Origin of the sequence: Novosphingobium sp. ZN18A2 (assembly GCF_036784765.1) — a bacterium.
Classification (GTDB): Bacteria; Pseudomonadota; Alphaproteobacteria; order Sphingomonadales; family Sphingomonadaceae; genus Novosphingobium.
In genome coordinates this window covers 793,188-810,352 of sequence record NZ_CP136651.1, presented here as the reverse complement: position 1 = coordinate 810,352, position 17,165 = coordinate 793,188, and the positions used below count along the sequence as shown (strand labels likewise).

16 protein-coding genes and 1 other RNA gene are annotated in these 17,165 nt (G+C 64.4%); 6 read left to right on the top strand and 11 right to left on the bottom strand.

The genetic code is table 11. The annotated features are described in order from the left end of the window. Positions 1 to 150: 150 nt before the first annotated feature. Positions 151 to 900, bottom strand: a complete 750-nt coding sequence (locus RXV95_RS03945; RefSeq protein ID WP_338467716.1) for a TorF family putative porin — start codon at positions 898 to 900, stop codon at positions 151 to 153. 312 nt (positions 901 to 1,212) lie between these two features. Between RXV95_RS03945 and RXV95_RS03940 the strand changes: the two genes are divergently transcribed. Then, positions 1,213 to 1,914, top strand: coding sequence for a metallophosphoesterase (locus RXV95_RS03940; RefSeq protein WP_338467715.1), 702 nt, complete (start codon positions 1,213 to 1,215; stop codon positions 1,912 to 1,914). A 55-nt stretch (positions 1,915 to 1,969) separates the two neighbouring features. Here the strand turns inward: RXV95_RS03940 and rnpB are convergent. The 4 genes from rnpB to RXV95_RS03920 form a co-directional block, all read right to left on the bottom strand. Next, positions 1,970 to 2,407, bottom strand: an RNA gene (rnpB, locus tag RXV95_RS03935) — RNase P RNA component class A. A 9-nt stretch (positions 2,408 to 2,416) separates the two neighbouring features. Continuing rightward, positions 2,417 to 3,121 (bottom strand): N-acetylmuramoyl-L-alanine amidase, encoded by a 705-nt coding sequence (locus RXV95_RS03930; RefSeq protein ID WP_338468628.1) that lies wholly within the window; start codon positions 3,119 to 3,121, stop codon positions 2,417 to 2,419. 11 nt (positions 3,122 to 3,132) lie between these two features. Then, positions 3,133 to 3,774 (bottom strand): histidine phosphotransferase family protein, encoded by a 642-nt coding sequence (locus RXV95_RS03925; protein ID WP_338467714.1) that lies wholly within the window; start codon positions 3,772 to 3,774, stop codon positions 3,133 to 3,135. A 159-nt stretch (positions 3,775 to 3,933) separates the two neighbouring features. Further along, positions 3,934 to 4,368, bottom strand: a complete 435-nt coding sequence (locus RXV95_RS03920; protein ID WP_338467713.1) for a M67 family metallopeptidase — start codon at positions 4,366 to 4,368, stop codon at positions 3,934 to 3,936. On the opposite strand from RXV95_RS03920, the gene RXV95_RS03915 reads away from it, so the two are divergent. The 3 genes from RXV95_RS03915 (at position 4,349) to mtgA (ending at position 7,138) form a co-directional block, all read left to right on the top strand. After that, positions 4,349 to 5,305 (top strand): RluA family pseudouridine synthase, encoded by a 957-nt coding sequence (locus tag RXV95_RS03915; RefSeq protein WP_338467712.1) that lies wholly within the window; start codon positions 4,349 to 4,351, stop codon positions 5,303 to 5,305. The genes RXV95_RS03920 and RXV95_RS03915 overlap by 20 nt on opposite strands. Positions 5,306 to 5,409: 104 nt before the next feature. After that, a complete protein-coding gene (gene rpoH / locus RXV95_RS03910; protein WP_338467711.1) occupies positions 5,410 to 6,318 on the top strand; it encodes an RNA polymerase sigma factor RpoH in 909 nt (302 codons plus the stop codon). An 82-nt stretch (positions 6,319 to 6,400) separates the two neighbouring features. Next, a complete protein-coding gene (mtgA, locus tag RXV95_RS03905) occupies positions 6,401 to 7,138 on the top strand; it encodes a monofunctional biosynthetic peptidoglycan transglycosylase (RefSeq protein WP_338467710.1) in 738 nt (245 codons plus the stop codon). Between the two features lie 108 nt (positions 7,139 to 7,246). On the opposite strand, the gene RXV95_RS03900 is transcribed toward mtgA, so the two are convergent. Then, the gene (locus RXV95_RS03900; RefSeq protein ID WP_338467709.1) at positions 7,247 to 9,712 is read right to left on the bottom strand and encodes a TonB-dependent receptor; all 2,466 of its coding nucleotides are present in this window, start codon (positions 9,710 to 9,712) and stop codon (positions 7,247 to 7,249) included. A 408-nt stretch (positions 9,713 to 10,120) separates the two neighbouring features. Here RXV95_RS03900 and RXV95_RS03895 point away from each other — a divergent pair, with 408 nt between their 5' ends. Continuing rightward, positions 10,121 to 11,062, top strand: a complete 942-nt coding sequence (locus RXV95_RS03895) for a cation diffusion facilitator family transporter (RefSeq protein ID WP_338467708.1) — start codon at positions 10,121 to 10,123, stop codon at positions 11,060 to 11,062. 11 nt (positions 11,063 to 11,073) lie between these two features. Here RXV95_RS03895 and RXV95_RS03890 read toward each other — a convergent pair whose 3' ends face one another. From RXV95_RS03890 to clpP, 3 genes are all read right to left on the bottom strand, one after another. Further along, positions 11,074 to 11,769: an aspartate/glutamate racemase family protein gene (locus tag RXV95_RS03890; protein ID WP_338467707.1), complete on the bottom strand. Its 696-nt coding sequence runs from the start codon at positions 11,767 to 11,769 to the stop codon at positions 11,074 to 11,076. A 218-nt stretch (positions 11,770 to 11,987) separates the two neighbouring features. Beyond that, positions 11,988 to 13,244, bottom strand: coding sequence for an ATP-dependent Clp protease ATP-binding subunit ClpX (gene clpX, locus RXV95_RS03885; protein WP_338467706.1), 1,257 nt, complete (start codon positions 13,242 to 13,244; stop codon positions 11,988 to 11,990). A gap of 148 nt (positions 13,245 to 13,392) precedes the next feature. Beyond that, on the bottom strand, positions 13,393 to 14,088 hold the full coding sequence (clpP, locus tag RXV95_RS03880; RefSeq protein ID WP_338467705.1) for an ATP-dependent Clp endopeptidase proteolytic subunit ClpP: 696 nt from the start codon (positions 14,086 to 14,088) through the stop codon (positions 13,393 to 13,395). A gap of 172 nt (positions 14,089 to 14,260) precedes the next feature. On the opposite strand from clpP, the gene RXV95_RS03875 reads away from it, so the two are divergent. After that, a complete protein-coding gene (locus RXV95_RS03875) occupies positions 14,261 to 15,742 on the top strand; it encodes an amidase (protein WP_338467704.1) in 1,482 nt (493 codons plus the stop codon). A 47-nt stretch (positions 15,743 to 15,789) separates the two neighbouring features. Here the strand turns inward: RXV95_RS03875 and RXV95_RS03870 are convergent, their stop codons facing one another. Together RXV95_RS03870 and RXV95_RS03865 are read right to left on the bottom strand one after the other, a co-directional pair. Beyond that, complete coding sequence (locus RXV95_RS03870; RefSeq protein ID WP_338467703.1) at positions 15,790 to 16,377, bottom strand: hypothetical protein; 588 nt, start codon at positions 16,375 to 16,377, stop codon at positions 15,790 to 15,792. A 97-nt stretch (positions 16,378 to 16,474) separates the two neighbouring features. Beyond that, complete coding sequence (locus RXV95_RS03865; protein WP_338467702.1) at positions 16,475 to 17,101, bottom strand: CHAP domain-containing protein; 627 nt, start codon at positions 17,099 to 17,101, stop codon at positions 16,475 to 16,477. Between the last annotated feature and the right edge of the window lie 64 nt (positions 17,102 to 17,165).

The window sequence follows — 17,165 nt, the reverse complement described above, 5'->3', positions numbered from 1 at the left end:
GGTGAGCAAAAGGTGAAGGCGGCCGGAATCGCGCCCCGGCGCGGATGCGCAAAGGCCCGCACAGACTTTCGCCGTGCGGGCCCCCGCGTCAATCGGCCGGGATACCCCGCTGGAGGGGAAACCCGGCCGAAAGATCTGTATTTCCGATAATCAGAAGCTGGCCGTCAGCGTGCCGACAACCGCATCGTCGGTAAGGCCGTTCACGCTCGGCCCGTCGACGCCGATGTACGAGACGCCCAGCGAGAGCGGGCCCCAGACCGCCGCCGAAGCGCCGATCGAATAATCCCAACCGTTACGCTTGGTGCCGCCGGCAAGGATATAGGGCGACAGCACGCCATCGGTATAGCCGACGTGGCCGGACACCGTGATCGGCGTGTTGGGCACACCCACGTCAAGGTTGCCATAGACATAGGTGTTGTCCTGATCGCCCAGCGAGCTCTGCGACCAGGCATAGGCGACGCCGACCTTGGCGGTGGCGGGGCCAACGGTGCCCGAGATCGAGGCATAGGGTTCCCAGTAGTCGGCATTGCCGGTCTGGCTGCCCGGATAGACGTAGACGAGAAGGCCGGCATCGAGCGACAGGCCCGACGTTACCTGGCCGGTCCAGCCGCCGAACAGGTCAAGCTCCTGCTCGCCATAAACGTCGCCGCCACGGATCGAGGACGACCACGTGCCGACATAGAAACCGCTCGAGTGCGAAACGGTGATGCCGCCCTGGATTGCCGGATCGCCGCCCGAAAGCGAAACGCCGCGGAAGCGGTAATCGGTTACCAGCGCAACGTTGCCCGAAACGGTGAAGTCCGAAGGCGGCGCGGTATCGTCGGCAAATGCCGGCGAAGACGCGAGCGTGGCAACGGCGAGGACGGAGGAGGCCAGAAGGGCCTTGATGGACGTACGCATGTCGAATCCTTTTACATAGTTGACGCGTTCGTCCCACCTGCGTTGCTCCCGGATTGCCTCGTTCAGATGGGCCTTCCTTGGAGCGACACGGAGAAGTTGCCTAATCCTGCTGCACTGCACAAGAGAAAAGTTACCGAGTGTGGCAGGTTTGTGAAACCTTGTGTCTTTTAAGCACCAGGGGACATGGCACGCCTTGCCCCGGCAGGCACCGCCGCCCATATCCGCACCAATGGCAAATGCGCGCACCAGCCGATGATTCAACGTTTGCGATCGCTGTTTTCAGCCTCTCCGCGGTCCGCGGAGCACGCGGCAGTGCCCGACGGACAGCGCGTTTATGCCATCGGCGACATCCACGGACGGCTTGACCTGTTCGAACGTTTGATCGCTGCAATCGAGGCGGACGATATCGCGCGCGGCCCGGCCGAAACCACCGTGATCCTGCTGGGCGACCTTGTCGATCGCGGACCGGACAGCCGCGGCGTGATTGACCGGGCGCGCCGCTGGGCGCGCCAGCGCGCGGTTCGCTTTATCGGCGGCAACCACGAAGAGATGTTCCTTGCCGCCTTCGAACGCGACGAGGCGCTGCGCCATTTCCTGCGCTTCGGCGGCAGGGAAACGCTGCTCAGCTATGACATCGACCGGCCGACCTATGACCGCAAGACCGTGCCGGAACTCCGCGAATTTCTGCCGCTGGTCGTGCCGGAGGACCACGTCGCCTTCATGAACGGCATGGAAGAATCGATTCGCATCGGGGATTACCTGTTCGTCCATGCAGGCATCCGTCCGGGCGTTCCGGTCGATGAACAGGTGACAGCGGACTTGCGCTGGATCCGGGGGGAGTTCCTGGACGACAAGAGCGATCGCGGCTTCATCGTGGTGCACGGCCACACCATTACCGACACGGTGGACGAACAGCCCAACCGGATCGGGATAGACACCGGCGCTTTCGCTTCGGACCGCCTGACCGCGATCGGCCTGGAAGGGACCGACCGGTGGTTTCTGGATACGGTTTGATCGCCGCCGGTCCGGCGGTGCGGCAGCGGGGCACCCGGACGACCGGCAGCAAAAATACACCAGGAGGCCTGTAAGCCGGGTTCTGTCTTGCGGACGGTATCCCTGAAAAGAGACCGTATCCCCAAGGGCAGCCATTCCTCTCGGCCCCGCGTTGCCGCGGCGCTCTAGCAACCAACCCGGGCGGTCCGGCGCGAAACACGCCTGCCCCGGTTTCCCGGGACGCGCCGCCCCTATTCGGTCTTGCTCCGGGTGGGGTTTGCCGTGCCGCTTCCGTTGCCGGTCGCGCGGTGCGCTCTTGCCGCACCCTTTCACCCTTGCTGCCGGATCGCTCCGGTTAGCGGTCTGCTCTCTGTGGCACTGTCCCTGACCCCGGACCGGAATCCGGGGCCGGCGGGCGTTACCCGCCACCCTTGTTTCGTGGAGCCCGGACTTTCCTCGACCATCGATCCGCCCGTGAAGAGCGGCCCATGGGCGCGGCTGCCCGGCCTCCTGGCGCGAGCGGCTATCTAGCACGTCCCATGTCGCGTTCCAGCAAAAGTTCGAACAGTAGCGCGCCGATCTGGCCGTCGATCTCTCCGTCGATCCGGTGCGGCCGCCACCGCCGCTGGAAGGCGCGCACAGCGGCGGGGCCATCGGTGATGTCATATCCGAAGCGTTCCAGCGCGAGGTAGAACGCGCCGTCGTTATCGAACACCAGCCGCATCGTGGGCTTCGGCTTGTCCAGGGCAAGGCGATAGCGGGCCAGCAAGTCCCAGTCGAACAGCTCGCCCGGATCTTCCTTGCGCGCGGGCGCTATGTCCGAATGCCCTACCACGTTGGCGCGCGGGATATCGTGGCGCTTCACGATATCGGCCAGCAGCGGGACCAGCGCCTCCATCTGCGCATCGGGGAAGTCGCGGTATCCCCATTCGTGGCCGGGATTGACCAGTTCGATTCCCACGCTGGCGGAGTTCACGTCGGTTTCTCCGCGCCAGTAGGACCGGCCAGCGTGCCAGGCGCGCTTTTCCTCGTCGACGAGCTGGGTTACCTGCCCGTCTTCCGTAATCATGTAGTGCGCGGACACTTCCGCCGCCGGATCGCACATCCGTTCCAGCGCCTCTTCCGCGGTGCGCATCCCGGTGTAATGGATCACCGCCATCGACACGGGCTGCTTACGCTCGTTCCAGTTCGGCGAGGGAACCTCGCGGTGAACCAGCCACTTGCGCATCGGCATCGCGCTTACCCCTGCGGAAGGACCGCGCCCATGACCAGCGCGTCTGCCGTCAGGGCGAATTGCAGGCCGCCGCCCAGGCTTTCGGCCAGTTCGTACAGCATCGCGGCGGGGGCCGTGCGGCTGGACAGATCCGCGCCGGTGACCTTGCCTTCCAGCGCCTCGCCCACTGCCGGGTCGAACGCGATCTTCGCGCCTGCCGCGCGCACCACGATCTCGCTTGCCCCGTCCTTGTTTTCGGCCGCCAGTTCCAGCACACCGCCGCGCACCAGCGCTTCTATCCCGATCAGCGCAAGGTTGAGCAGCGTCTTGATCGCGGGCTTGGGCAACGCATCGCTGCCCAGCGCCCATTTCGCTTCGATCCGGCCATTGTTGCCGATCAACGCATCGACCAGCGTGCGCGCTTCGGCCACCGGCACAAGATCGCCGAAGCCGCCCGCCGCGCCGAACGCCAGCCGGAAGAAGCGCAGCTTGTCCGCGCTTGTCTTCGCGCTCTGTTCAAGCAGTTCGAAGCACCGCTTGCGCATTTCGGGGTCTTTTTCGTCCGCCAGCAGTTCGAGCCCGTTGGACAGCGCGCCGACCGGGCTGAGCATATCGTGGCACAGGCGCGAGCAGAGCAGGCTGGCAAGATCGAGCGAGGAAGTGGTCATCGTTAAGCTTTCGGCCGGATTTTCTGATGAAGTTGACGGTGTTGACGAATACGTTCCGCGATTGACGCGAGGACTGTCATGCCCCGCTTCACCCCCTGCGGCATATCCGCGCGCCAGGGAAACGCGTTTGAGGTCGGTCGTGCCCATTGCCCGACAGCCTTAGCTGGATGGGGTCTGGTAGGAAAGTGGCGTAAAACCCGATGGATCGTCGCTCCACCACGTAACCGCGCCGCCCGCGACAATCGCCCATTGGCGCCCATCCCCGGTCGCCTGCACGCGATCCCGTCCCGAAGGCCCGGAACGCCCGTTCGGATGCGAGTGATAATATCCCGCCAGCCGCCCTTCCCCGGCCCGTTCCGCCTTGTGCGCGGCGATCAGCGCGGCGGGGTCTATCTCGAAACTGTCCGCCGGATTTTCCGCCACGTTGGCGCAAGGCTCTATCCGCGCGACATCCAGCCCCGCGCCCGCCCACAACAATCCGCAGCATTCCAGCGGGTGCGCGCCCGCCGCTTCGGCCAGAAGCGCCTCAAGCGCCGATCTTGATACGGTGATCCGCGTCCCCATATTGTGAAGCATGGGGGGAAACAGCGCCATTCTGCAAGGCGTCTTCGAATCCGGCGGACAACGGCTCGACAAGGCACTGGCCGAAGCGAGCGGATTGTCGCGTGAACGGGTGAAGGCGCTGATGGGCGAAGGCCGTGTGCTGGTTGACGGCAAGGCAGCCGCCCAGGCCTCCGCGAAGCCCGATGCGGGCACTGCTTGGCGGATCGACGTTCCCGAAGCCGCGCCGGCAGAGGCGGTGGCGCAGGATATCCCCCTGTCCGTGGTCTATGAGGACGCGGACCTTATCGTGATCGACAAACCTGCCGGGATGGTCGTCCACCCGGCGGCGGGCAATCCGGACGGCACGCTGGTCAACGCGCTGCTCCACCACTGCAAGGGGCAGCTTTCGGGCATTGGCGGAGTCGCACGTCCCGGAATCGTCCACCGCATAGACAAGGACACATCGGGCCTGCTTGTCGTCGCCAAGACCGACGCCGCGCACGAAGGGCTTGCCGCGCAGTTTGCCGATCATTCCATCGCGCGCGCCTATCGCGCGGTCTGCGCCGGGCACCCGGTGCCGCCCGCCGGCACGGTGCGCGGCGCGATCGCGCGCTCCGCCACCAACCGCAAGAAGATGGCGCTGGTGCAGGATGGGCGGGGCAAGCACGCCGTCACCCATTACCGCACGCTGGAACGGCTCGATTCGGCCGCGTTGCTGGAATGTCGGCTGGAAACAGGCAGAACCCACCAGGTGCGCGTTCACCTTGCATCAATCGGTCATGCGCTATTGGGAGATCCTGTCTATGGACGCACGCCAGCCCGCCTTCGGCCGATTCTCGCAGCGATGGATTTTCGCCGCCAGGCCTTGCACGCGGCGGAACTGGGCTTCATTCACCCCACGCGCGGAGAACCGATGCAGTTCACCAGCCCGACGCCCGTCGATATGAGGGAACTTATCGTCGAACTGGGGGGTTCAAGCGGGGGGTGAAGCGTTACTTGGCGTGTTAAAACGATTCAATGGTGGCCCACCCGCGCAATGCTCATTAGAGGTTGTGCATAGAAGGGGCCGACTTACAGGAAGGAAATGTCCACGTGAGTGAGCAACGGACAAAGATCAGCGTCCCCGCGCTTAACGGGGAACAGAGCCTCAACCGCTACCTTGCGGAGATTCGCAAGTTCCCGGTGCTGACGGCAGAGCAGGAATACATGCTCGCCAAGCGATACCAGGAGCACGAAGACCCCGAGGCCGCGGCCCAGCTCGTCACCAGCCACCTGCGGCTCGTCGCGAAGATCGCGATGGGCTATCGCGGCTATGGCCTGCCGGTGAGCGAGCTGATCAGCGAAGGCAATATCGGCCTGATGCAGGGCGTGAAGAAGTTCGATCCCGATCGCGGCTTCCGCCTGGCGACTTATGCCATGTGGTGGATCAAGGCTTCGATGCAGGAATTCATCCTGCGCAGCTGGAGCCTTGTGAAGATGGGCACCACCGCCGCGCAGAAGAAGCTGTTCTTCAACCTGCGCCGGATGAAGAAGAACCTCGACGCCTACGAGGATACCGACCTTCACCCCGACGATGTCGCCAAGATCGCGACCGAGCTTGGCGTGCCCGAGCAGGAAGTGGTCAACATGAACCGGCGCATGATGATGGGCGGCGACGCATCGCTCAACGTCTCGCTGCGCGGTGACGAGGAAGGCTCTGCCCAGTGGCAGGACTGGCTGACCGACGACCGCCCCCTGCAGGACGAAACCGTGGCCGACGCCGAAGAGGCGCAGTGGCGGCACGATATGCTGGTTGAGGCGATGGACAGCCTGAACGACCGCGAAAAGCATATCCTGACCGACCGCCGCCTGGTGGACGATCCCAAGACGCTGGAAGAACTGAGCCAGGTCTATCACGTCAGCCGTGAACGTGTGCGCCAGATCGAGGTGCGCGCGTTCGAGAAGCTGCAGAAGGCGATGCAGCGCATCGCCGGCGAAAAGCGGCTGATTCCCGCGACCTGACACCGGTGCAACGCACGAACACGCAAGAGCCCGCGCCAATCCCGATTGGCGCGGGTTTTTCGTTACGCTAATTCCCCTGGCGATGTTCAAGCGCAACAAGACCCGCCGCCGCCGTTCCTCCCGCCAGCGTGGCCCCGTCGCGCGCGCGTTTTTCTTCCTGGTCAAGGCGGGCGTGTGGTTCGTGGTGCTGAGCGTGGGTTGGGTGCTGCTTTACAAGGTGGTGCCCGTGCCGATTACGGCAACGATGCTGATGGACCCCAACGGGCACACGAAGGACTGGACGCCGCTTTCGCGTATCGACCGCAACATGGTGGACGCGGCGATCGCGGGCGAGGACGGCAAGTTCTGCAGCCACCACGGCTTCGACACCGGGGCGATCGAAAAGGCCATCGCGCACAACCAGCGGGTCGACAGGCGCGGGCGCGGGCATATCCGGGGCGGCTCCACCATCAGCCAGCAGACCGCGAAGAACGTGTTCCTGTGGCAGGGCGGCGGCTATGTGCGCAAGGCGTTCGAGGCGTGGTTCACCGTGCTGATAGAGAACATCTGGGGCAAGCGGCGGATCATGGAGGTTTACCTCAACATCGCGCAGACGGGCATCGGCACTTATGGCGCAGAGGCGGGCGCGCAGCGGTATTACAGGAAAGGCGCGGCAAAACTTTCGTCGATTGAGGCCGCGCGGATCGCCGCCGTCCTGCCCCTGCCGGACGAGCGCGCGGTGAACGGCGCAACCGGCTTCACCCGCCGTCACGGAAACACCATCGCCGCGCGCATCGGCGTCGTCCGCCGCGACGGACTGGACGCCTGCATCTACCGATAGACGGGGAGAGCAATCTCTCCACCCGCCCCGCATCATAGGGGCAAAAAAGAAGGCGGAGGAAGCATCGCGCTTCCCCCGCCCCTTTTCGTTCGCGTTGTGCGGTAAGGCTTAGAAGCCGATCACCATCGACGCCACGATCGCGCGCGGCGGGCCGATGTTCACGTACTGCGAGGTGCCGGTCAGGCTGGTCGGAGCCGAACCGATATAGACCTCGTCGAACAGGTTGGTGATGTTGACCTGGAAGTACGACTTCTTGAGGCCATAGGGCGCGAGGCTGTAACGCACATCGATGTCCGCCACGGTGTAGGCAGGAAGCGCGATGGTGTTGATGTCGTTCATCCAGCGCTTGCCGGTCCGCTTGACCTGCGCACCAAGCTGGAATGCACCCAGCGTGCCCTGCACACGACCACCGATGGTGTAATCGGGCGCACCCGATTCCGCCTTGCCCCCGGTCGCGGCATAGATGTTCGCGCCAGTCGTCGAGTCCACGCCGGTAAGGGTGTCCTGCTTGATCTCCGAATGGAGCCAGGAACCGAAGACATAGAACGACACCTGCTTGATCGGCGTCCACGCGATGCTGCCGTCGATACCGTACTTTTCGACGCTGCCGAGGTTGCGCGTGATCGAGCAATCGCAGTTGAGGTCATAGGCCGACTTCAGGCGGTTGTCGTACTTGTTGTACCAGCCGGAAAGCTGCGCCGAGACCTTGCTGCTCTGGTAGCGCAGGCCGAGGTCGAACGAATCCGATGTTTCCGGCTTCGGCTTGGACGCCGGGTTCGACAGCGGGAAATACATCGCGCCATAAAGATCGTCGGTGCCCGGAACCGACAGGTTCTTGGCATAGCTGGCGAACATGCTCACGTTCGGGGTGAACTTGTAGGTGAAGCCAACGCTCGGCAGGAACTTGTTGTAGTTGATGTTGCGCGTGGTCGGCGTGACCAGCTGCGGATAGGCAGCCAGCAGGGTCGCCTGGTTCGCCGGATCGACGCAATAGCCGTAACCGTCGCCAGCATAGGCCGAGTAGCAGTGCTGGTCGAGGTCGCGGGTGAAGAACGGCAGGCGGCCACCCAGGTTCACGATCAGCGAATCGTCCATGAACGAGCCGCGGTATTCGGCCGCGACCTGGTTCAGCGTGGCGAACGACTTGCGATCGCGCTTGTTGAGCACAAAGCCGTCAGCCGTCGTGATCGGGTCGTTCACCGGGAACACGTCATACGGCTCGCCGTTCGCGTAGAGATACCCGATCTGGCCGGTCTGGCGGTGCTTGGCACGGTCGAACGTGTACGACAGGCGGACACGGTTCTGTTCGTTCAGCTCGTAGATCAGGTTGGCAATCACGCCATAGCGGCGCGTCTGCGTCTGACTCGGGCTGAGCACGCGAACGGTGTCGAGCAGGTCGCCGTCGCCGTTCAGGTCGATACCAACGTAATATCCACCGTCGATCTGGCCGAGCAGGCCGCTTGTCGGATCGGCATATTCATAGGCAGAGCTGGTGCCGCCGCCATTGGCCTTCACGTACTGGAAGCTCGGCTCCACGGTCAGGACCAGCTTGTCGGTCAGCGTGAAGCGCGATTCGATGCGCACGTTGCCGGTGTTCGACGGGTTGTAACGACGCTCGAACGGCGATCCGCAGCTGTTGGGCGTGTCAACGTTGCCGGTGATTGCCGGAGCGGTGGTGCACGGAGTGCCGTCGTAGAGGTTGTAGAAACGGTCGCTGGGCTTGTTGATGCCCCATCCGCCGGAAGCCGAATACCGCGACGGCGAGCCGTTGAAGTTGTTGCGGTTCTGGTTGTAGTGGAAGCCGACAGAGATGAAGTCGCCGTTGTCGCCAATCGGCTGATAGATCTTGCCGTTGTACTGCTGCTTGTCCACGCCGCCGTAGTTCGAGAACGTCGAATCGTTGGTCGCCTTCGAAGCCGAAAACCACGCCTTGGTGCCCCACGGGGTGAACACGCCGGTCTGGATCATGCCGAACACGCGATAGTACGGACGGCTCACGTCGTTGCCGCGCGCGATGATGTTGCCATAGCTGGCGCTGAGCAGCGCACCCATATCATCGGAAGGCGTGATCGAACGGATGTTGATCGTGCCGCCCGCAGCAGAAGCGGTCGGGCTGTCGACGTCGGTCGAACCCAGACTGACGGTCGCCGCATCGATGATCTCGGGATCGAGCATCTGGTTGGTGTAGAGCGCGTAGTTGCCCGAATCGTTCAGCGGAATACCGTCAACCGTCTGCGAGATACGGTCGGACGAGAAGCCGCGGATCGTGAAGCTGCCACCCAGCGAACCGAACGGGTCGTTGTTGGTGAAGCTAACGCCCGGAACAAGGTTCAGCGTGTCGTTGATCGTCTGGCCCGGCGTCTGGTGCGCGATCAGGTCCTGCTCGATCGAGACCTTCGCCTTGGGCGTATCGGGAACCTGGACGCCGGCAATCGCCGTGTCGCGGACGCCCGTGACGATGATGGCCTGGTTTTCAAAGTCGGTGGTACCCGCCGACTGGGCAAAAGCGGGCGCCGATACGGCGACCGTCGCCAGAGCAATCGTGCTCGAGGCGATTCGAAGGTTGCGGTTCATCTTAAGACCCCAATTTGATGCCGGAGACCCCGGCGTGACGGACGGCAATCTGCCAAACAGGTGCATTTTTCTCCGCTGCTCCATGAACGCCGGAACCTGGTTTCCGGCCCGGAGAGGATGCCTTGGGCAACGGGCAGCGCGGCTTTTACCCCGCACTCGCGAAGCTCCAAAGCCGATGAAATGTGACGGCAGCGTGACGTTGTTACCCGCGCGAGGCTGCACTTTATCCGCCCGCGCAATACTTTGCGGGTATTGGCGCCGCGTCGGGCAATTAAATGTCTTTATTGGGTCTGTTTACCGCCAATTCCCGCCATCTGTTGCGCGCATGCAACGGCATCGGTTTTTTTGCCGCGGTGCAGCAGACATGGCGGACTGGCATCGAACACCAAGCCGCGTTAGCCTGCGCGCATGGGCGCAGGACATCATCATCACGGCCATAGCCACCATGACCATCACGGGCTGCATTCGCACGCGCACGGGCCGGGCCACGGACGGGCCTTTGCCGTCGCCATCGCGCTGAACCTGCTGTTCGTGTTCGTGGAAGCGGGTTTCGGCCTGCTGTCCGGGTCGATGGCGCTGGTTGCCGACGCGGGTCACAACCTGTCGGACGTGCTGGGCCTGGGCATCGCCTGGTTCGCGGACACGCTCAGCCGCCGCCCGCCCACCGCGCGATTCACCTATGGTTTCAAGTCCAGTTCCATCCTGGCGGCGCTGGCCAACGCATCGCTGCTGATGCTGGCGGTGGGGGCGATCTCCGCCGAATCGGTGCGCCGCCTGTTCATGCCGGAACCCGTGGCGGGCGGCACGATGATGGTGGTGGCCGCCATCGGCATCGTCGTGAACGTGGCAACCGCGCTGCTGTTCATGCGCGGCAGCAAGGACGACCTGAACATTCGCGGCGCCTTCCTGCACATGGTGGCCGATGCGGCGGTTTCGGCGGGCGTGGTGCTGGCTGGCCTTGCCATCATGATGACCGGCCAGGAATGGATCGATCCGGTGGCCAGCCTTGCCATTTCCGCCGTCATCGCCTGGGGCACATGGGGGCTGCTGAAGGATTCGCTGAAGCTTGGTCTGGCCGGCGTGCCCGAAGGGATAGACGAGGGCGACGTGCGCGCCCTGCTGCTTTCGCAGACCGGCGTGGAAGCCGTGCACGACCTGCACATCTGGCCGATGAGCACCACCGAAACCGCGCTGACCGCGCACCTGCTGATGCCCGGCGGGCATCCGGGCGACGCCTTCCTGCACGACATGGCTGAACTGCTGCTGGAAAAGCACGGCATCGGGCACGTTACCGTGCAGGTGGAAGCGCTGGATACGGGGTGCGTGCTGATGGACGAAAGCGTGGTCTAGGTGGCGTGGATCTACCCCGCCAGCGCCCGGTCGGCGGCAGCGCGGGCGTGCAGGTCCGTGGTGTCGAACAGGGGAACCGGGCTGTCCGCTTCGCCCACCAGAAGCGGGATTTCGGTGCAGCCCAGCACGATTCCCTGCGCGCCCGCATCGGCCAGGGCGGCGATGACGTCGCGATAGATCGCGCGCGATTCGTCGCGAATCACGCCTTGCACCAGTTCGTCATAGATCACGCGATGGATCGCCTCGCGCGCTTCGGGTCCGGGCACCAGCGTCTCTATCCCGAAGCGTTCGGCCAGCCGCTCGCGATAGAACGGCTCTTCCATCGTGAAACGCGTGCCGATCAGGCCGACACGTTGCAGGCCGCGCGACCGAATCGCTTGCCCCGCCGCATCGGCGATGTGGAGCAGCGGCAGGGCGCCGTGCTCTTCTATCTGCGGCGCGAACAGGTGCATGGTGTTGGTGCACAGCACCAGGAAATCGGCGCCACCCGCCGCAAGTCGCGCGGTTTCACGCAGCATCATGTCTCCCAGCGCCTGCCACTCTCCCGCGTGCTGCAACGCCTCCACGTCGGCGAAATCGACCGAGAGCATCAGGCTGCGCGCCGAATGCGTGCCGCCCAGCGCGGCCCGCACGGCCTGGTTGACGATGCGATAATAGTGCGCGGAGCTTTCCCAGCTCATCCCGCCAAGCAGTCCGATCGTCAGCATCGCGGCTTCACCCTCCGTGCGCCAGCGCCATCATGGCAGGCAAGAGTAGCCGCACCGCCGGGATCGGGACAAGCGGCACGGCCAGCGGCGGGCAGGTTCCCGCGCGATTATCGGGCCGCGCCGACAGCGCCGTTACAAAAAAGCGCCAGCCCGATGGAGACGGGCCAGCGCTTCATTGTTCGGTCACGGCCGGAATCGTCCGGCGGGAAAGGCGCCGGTCAGGCCGCCTCTTCCTTGCCCTTGTGGACGCGGACGGGTTCCTTGCGGCCATCCACCACTTCGGCATCGACCACGATTTCGGTCACGCCTTCCATCGTCGGAAGGTCGAACATCGTATCGAGCAGCAGCCCTTCGACGATGGAGCGCAGACCGCGCGCGCCGGTCTTGCGTTCGATGGCCTTGTTGGCGATCGCTTCCAGCGCGTCGTCGGTAAAGGTCAGCGTCACGTCTTCCAGCTCGAACAGCTTGGCATACTGCTTGACCAGCGCGTTCTTCGGCTCCTTCAGGATCTTGACCAGCGCATCGACATCAAGGTCGCGCAGCGTGGCGATCACCGGCAGGCGGCCGACGAATTCGGGGATCAGGCCGAACTTCAGCAGGTCTTCCGGCTCGCTCTTCTCAAGCAATTCGCCAACCTTGCGCTTGTCCGGGTCGGCAACGTGCGCGCCGAAGCCGATGGACCGCTTTTGCAGGCGGTCGGCAATGATCTTTTCCAGCCCCGCGAAGGCGCCGCCGCAGATGAACAGGATGTTGGTCGTGTCCACCTGCAGGAATTCCTGCTGCGGATGCTTGCGCCCGCCCTGCGGCGGAACGCTGGCGGTGGTGCCTTCCATCAGCTTGAGCAGAGCCTGCTGCACGCCTTCGCCCGAAACGTCGCGCGTGATGGAGGGGTTTTCCGCCTTGCGGCTGATCTTGTCGATCTCGTCGATATAGACGATGCCGTGCTGCGCCTTGTCGACGTTGTAGTCGCTCGCCTGCAGCAGCTTGAGGATGATGTTCTCCACGTCCTCGCCCACATAGCCCGCTTCGGTAAGCGTCGTGGCGTCGGCCATGGTGAAGGGCACGTCGAACGTCTTGGCCAGCGTCTGGGCCAGCAGCGTCTTGCCCGAACCCGTCGGCCCGACGAGCAGGATGTTCGACTTCGACAGTTCCACATCGCCGCCCTTGCTGGAATGCTTCAGGCGCTTGTAGTGGTTGTGCACCGCGACCGAGAGCACGCGCTTGGCGCGATCCTGCCCGATGACGTAATCGTTCAGCGTCTCGAAGATGTCGAGCGGGGTCGGCACCCCGCCGTCCTTCTTGCCCGCTATGCCGGCCTTGGTTTCCTCGCGGATGATGTCGTTGCACAGCTCGACACATTCGTCGCAGATGAAAACCGTCGGCCCGGCGATCAGCTTGCGCACCTCGTGCTGCGACTTCCCGCAGAAGCTGCAGTAGAGTGTGCTCTTAGTATCCGAACCGGTCAGTTTGGTCATTCTTGTATCCCAGGCGCCTTTCGTCCGAAGGCCGGCCCGATCATCCTAATACTGCAAGTGCATTAATCAACCGGACACGATGAAAGCAAAAAAACACTTAGCGCGCGGATGCTGTCGCAGGGCTTAAGCGCCCGCGCGCATTGAATTATCACGCGTCGGGCGCGCCGCCCGATCCTTCCTCCCCGCCGGTGGTTTCACCGGACGGGCGCGATTCGAACACCTTGTCGACAAGGCCGAACTTCATCGCTTCCTCCGCTTCGAGGAAGGTATCGCGGTCCATCGCCTTTTCGATCTCGTCAAGGCTGCGGCCCGTGTATTTCACGTAAAGGTCGTTCATCCGCTTGCGGATGCGCAGGATCTCGCGCGCCTGGATCTCGATATCGGATGCCATGCCGCGCGCGCCGCCCGAAGGCTGGTGGACCATGATCCGCGCGTTGGGCAGCGCGATGCGCATTCCCGGCTCGCCCGCGGCGAGAAGGAAGCTGCCCATCGAAGCGGCCTGCCCGATGCACACGGTGGAAACGCGCGGGCGGATGTATTGCATGGTATCGTGGATCGCCATGCCCGCCGTCACCACGCCGCCGGGCGAGTTGATGTACATCGAGATATCCTTCGACGGATTCTCGCTTTCCAGAAACAGCAACTGCGCGACGATGACGGAAGCCATGTGGTCCTCCACCTCGCCCGTCACGAAGATGATGCGTTCGCGCAGCAGGCGCGAATAAATGTCGAAGCTGCGCTCGCCGCGGCTCGACTGTTCGACCACGACCGGAATCAGCGCGCCGGTTTCTGGGTCGGTGGTGAATTTGCCTTGGGCCGAACTGGCGCCGAACAGGTCGAGCATGGAGTTCCTCATCTAACTTGGCCAGCCTATGTCGCGCCTGCATTCGCGATGTTCAAGGGCGTTAACCCGGAATCTGCACTATCCCGGCCACTTCCGGCGCATTGTGCAACGCAATGCTTGCCAGCCTGCCCCGTTTCGACGCAGCATTGCCGGCAAGAACAGGGGAGCATCCATGCGATTTACGCGAATCGGCGCCATTGCCGCGCTGCTTGCCGCCACCGTTGCGCCGGCGGCTCACGCCACGCCCGCCGACGATACAGCCGCCTATCTGAAGCGGATAGAGGCGCTGGACGCGAACGGGCCGCGCATCAACGCGGTCATCGCGCTCAATCCCGATGCGATGCGCCAGGCGAAGGCGGCCGAAGGAAAGGCGGGGCCGCTGGCCGGCAAGGCGATCCTGGTGAAGGACAACATCGAAACCGCCGATCCCATGCCGACGACCGCCGGCAGCCTGGCGCTGGCCAACAACGTGACCGGCCGCGACGCGCCAATGATCGCGCGGCTGCGCAAGGCGGGCGTGGTAATCCTGGGCAAGACCAACCTTTCCGAATGGGCCAACTTCCGCTCCACCCATTCGATCAGCGGGTGGAGCGGCGTGGGCGGGCTGACACGCAACCCGCACGCCACGGACAGGTCCGCCTGCGGATCGTCGGCCGGAAGCGGCGCGGCGGTGGCCGCGGGCTTTGCGTGGGCGGCGATCGGCACGGAAACCGACGGGTCCATCACCTGCCCGGCTTCGCTGAACGGCGTGGTGGGGTTCAAGCCCACGGTCGGCCTTGTCAGCCGCACGCACATCGTGCCGATAAGCCACAGCCAGGACACCGCCGGGCCGATGGCGGCGACCGTGCGCGATGCCGCCCTGATGCTGACCGCGATGGCCGGAAGCGATCCGGCGGACGCGGCCACGAAAGACGCGGATGCGCACAAGGCCGATTTTGCCGCCGGGCTGGACGGCGCATCGCTGAAAGGCGTGCGAATCGGCGTGATCCGGCGCAAGAGCCGCGCCAACCCGCTGCTCTACGATGTCTATGACAAGGCGCTGGCAGACCTGACGCGCGCGGGCGCGGTGCTGGTGGACATCGACTACACGAACAACGACGCGATCGACCGCGACGAGTTCACCGTGCTGCTTTATGAACTTCGCGAGGATCTGAACGCCTACCTGGCGGGCCTTCCGGGCCATCCGCCCGTCCGCAGCCTTGCGGACCTGATCGCGTTCGACAAGGCCAACGCCGCCGCCGAAATGCCGTGGTTCGGGCAGGAACTGTTCGAAATGGCGGAAAAGGCGACCGACAAGGCCGCCTATGAAAAGGCGCGCGAAAACGCGCAAAGGCTTGCGGGGCCGGAAGGGATCGACCGGCTGCTGGCCGAAAACAGGGTGGCATTCCTCGTCGCGCCGACAACGGCACCGGCATGGCCGATCGATTTCGTCAACGGCGGACACTACACCAGCGTCGGCGCTGGCACGTTGGCCGCGGTGGCGGGCTATCCGCACCTGACCGTGCCGATGGGCGACGTGCACGGCCTGCCCATCGGGTTGAGCTTCATCGGCGCGAAGTGGGACGACGCGCACATCCTGCAGGCGGGCGCGGTTTACGAACGCGTGCGTTCTGCAACGATCGCCGCGCCCACGTTCCGCCGCTGGGAACCCTGACCCGAAGCGAAAGCACTTTCCGGCGAGCGATCCCGCGTCAGGAAGGATCAGTCGCGATCGCGGTGTCGGCGGTTGTTCCGGTCGGGATCGCGGCGGTTGTCATGGCGATCCCCGTCACGCGCCCGGCCGTTGGAATCGCGCCGGTATTGCTCGCGCGTGGACCGGTCGTTCCTGTAGTGCTCGCGGTTTGACCGGTCCTGCCGATACTGGTTCCGGTCCCCAAGATCCTGCCGGTATTGGGTCCGGTCGTCGCGGCTTCGGGTGCGGTCGGGGAAGCTGGGCATCCGCGCGTCCCTGTCATAGCGCAGGGTGCCGCGCATCTCGTGGTATCCGCGCTCCCGCCCTTCGTGCTGGCGGCGGAAGTGGTGGTTGTCTCCGCGCCGGTAATCGCGCTGGTCGCGGCTGGAGCGGTAGTAGAAATAACCGTCGTTGCCCCAGTAGCCGTCATAGATCGGACCGTAATACCCGTCATACCAGCCGTCGTAGGGATAGGCGCCATAGCCATAGCCCGACGGGTAGTACCCGCCGCCGTAGCCGCTGCTGTAGCCAAGCCCCACGCCATACCCGGTGCCCATGCACCCGGACAGGGCCAGACTTGCGCCCGCAAGCGCAACAAGGGTGATGGCTCGTTTCATCGTCTGTCTCCGCTGCATCGCATTACGTTCAGATAATGCACAGCGAACCTGAATGGGCGCGGAACGAATGACCCGATTGCGCGCGGAACACCGGACGTCAGCTGCCCGACGAGGCAAGGACCATGCGGGGCGCCGCGGCAATCGCGGCCGTTTGCGGCAGCACCGGCGCGGGAACGCTTTCTTCGGCGGCGGCAAGCTGGATATCGTCGTCAAGCGGCTTCGGGCCTTCGCCCGGCGCGGCATCGTAAATGAAGCCGAAGGTCGGGTTCTCACGGCTGCCGAGATCGCCGATCGGCGCGAACCACACGCGCACCCGGCTCCAGTCGCCCGCGTCCGAAACGTCGACCGCAAGCGCATCGTGCTCGATCATGCCGGGGCGCGACCAGTTGGCGTGGTTGAGCAGGATGTGCCGTTCGTCGATCACGCGGGCGACGGTCGCCACGTGGCCGTAAGGCATCGCGCGGGTGCCCTTGAACGCCAGCACCGCGCCCACTTCCGGTTCGTTGCCGCGCGCATAGGTTCCGGCGGCCTGGCCCCACCACGTGCGCGCGTTGCCATGAATTTCGATACCCGAAACGCGGCGGGCATAGGGCACGCATTGCAGCACGCCCGCTTCCGCGGCGGCCGGGAACCCGACAATGGTGAAAAGCGAAAGCAGCGCGATGACGGAACGCAGTTTGCAGGAAAGCGTGCGGCTTATGCCGCTGCGCGTATGCGACCCCATTGAATTCGTCCCTCTCGTCCGAAGAAGGTTGACCCGATGGCAGGTCTCCTAGCCGGACTCCCCG

What these genes read in the sequence shown, in the direction of transcription:
- RXV95_RS03945 (WP_338467716.1), bottom strand. Translation starts at nt 900, where the DNA reads ATGCGTACGTCCATCAAGGCCCTTCTGGCCTCCTCCGTCCTCGCCGTT.
- RXV95_RS03930 (WP_338468628.1), bottom strand. Translation starts at nt 3,121, where the DNA reads ATGCGCAAGTGGCTGGTTCACCGCGAGGTTCCCTCGCCGAACTGGAAC.
- RXV95_RS03925 (WP_338467714.1), bottom strand. Translation starts at nt 3,774, where the DNA reads ATGACCACTTCCTCGCTCGATCTTGCCAGCCTGCTCTGCTCGCGCCTG.
- RXV95_RS03915 (WP_338467712.1), top strand. Translation starts at nt 4,349, where the DNA reads ATGGGGGGAAACAGCGCCATTCTGCAAGGCGTCTTCGAATCCGGCGGA.
- RXV95_RS03920 (WP_338467713.1), bottom strand. Translation starts at nt 4,368, where the DNA reads ATGGCGCTGTTTCCCCCCATGCTTCACAATATGGGGACGCGGATCACC.
- mtgA (WP_338467710.1), top strand. Translation starts at nt 6,401, where the DNA reads ATGTTCAAGCGCAACAAGACCCGCCGCCGCCGTTCCTCCCGCCAGCGT.
- RXV95_RS03900 (WP_338467709.1), bottom strand. Translation starts at nt 9,712, where the DNA reads ATGAACCGCAACCTTCGAATCGCCTCGAGCACGATTGCTCTGGCGACG.
- RXV95_RS03895 (WP_338467708.1), top strand. Translation starts at nt 10,121, where the DNA reads ATGGGCGCAGGACATCATCATCACGGCCATAGCCACCATGACCATCAC.
- RXV95_RS03890 (WP_338467707.1), bottom strand. Translation starts at nt 11,769, where the DNA reads ATGCTGACGATCGGACTGCTTGGCGGGATGAGCTGGGAAAGCTCCGCG.
- clpX (WP_338467706.1), bottom strand. Translation starts at nt 13,244, where the DNA reads ATGACCAAACTGACCGGTTCGGATACTAAGAGCACACTCTACTGCAGC.
- clpP (WP_338467705.1), bottom strand. Translation starts at nt 14,088, where the DNA reads ATGCTCGACCTGTTCGGCGCCAGTTCGGCCCAAGGCAAATTCACCACC.
- RXV95_RS03875 (WP_338467704.1), top strand. Translation starts at nt 14,261, where the DNA reads ATGCGATTTACGCGAATCGGCGCCATTGCCGCGCTGCTTGCCGCCACC.
- RXV95_RS03870 (WP_338467703.1), bottom strand. Translation starts at nt 16,377, where the DNA reads ATGAAACGAGCCATCACCCTTGTTGCGCTTGCGGGCGCAAGTCTGGCC.
- RXV95_RS03865 (WP_338467702.1), bottom strand. Translation starts at nt 17,101, where the DNA reads ATGGGGTCGCATACGCGCAGCGGCATAAGCCGCACGCTTTCCTGCAAA.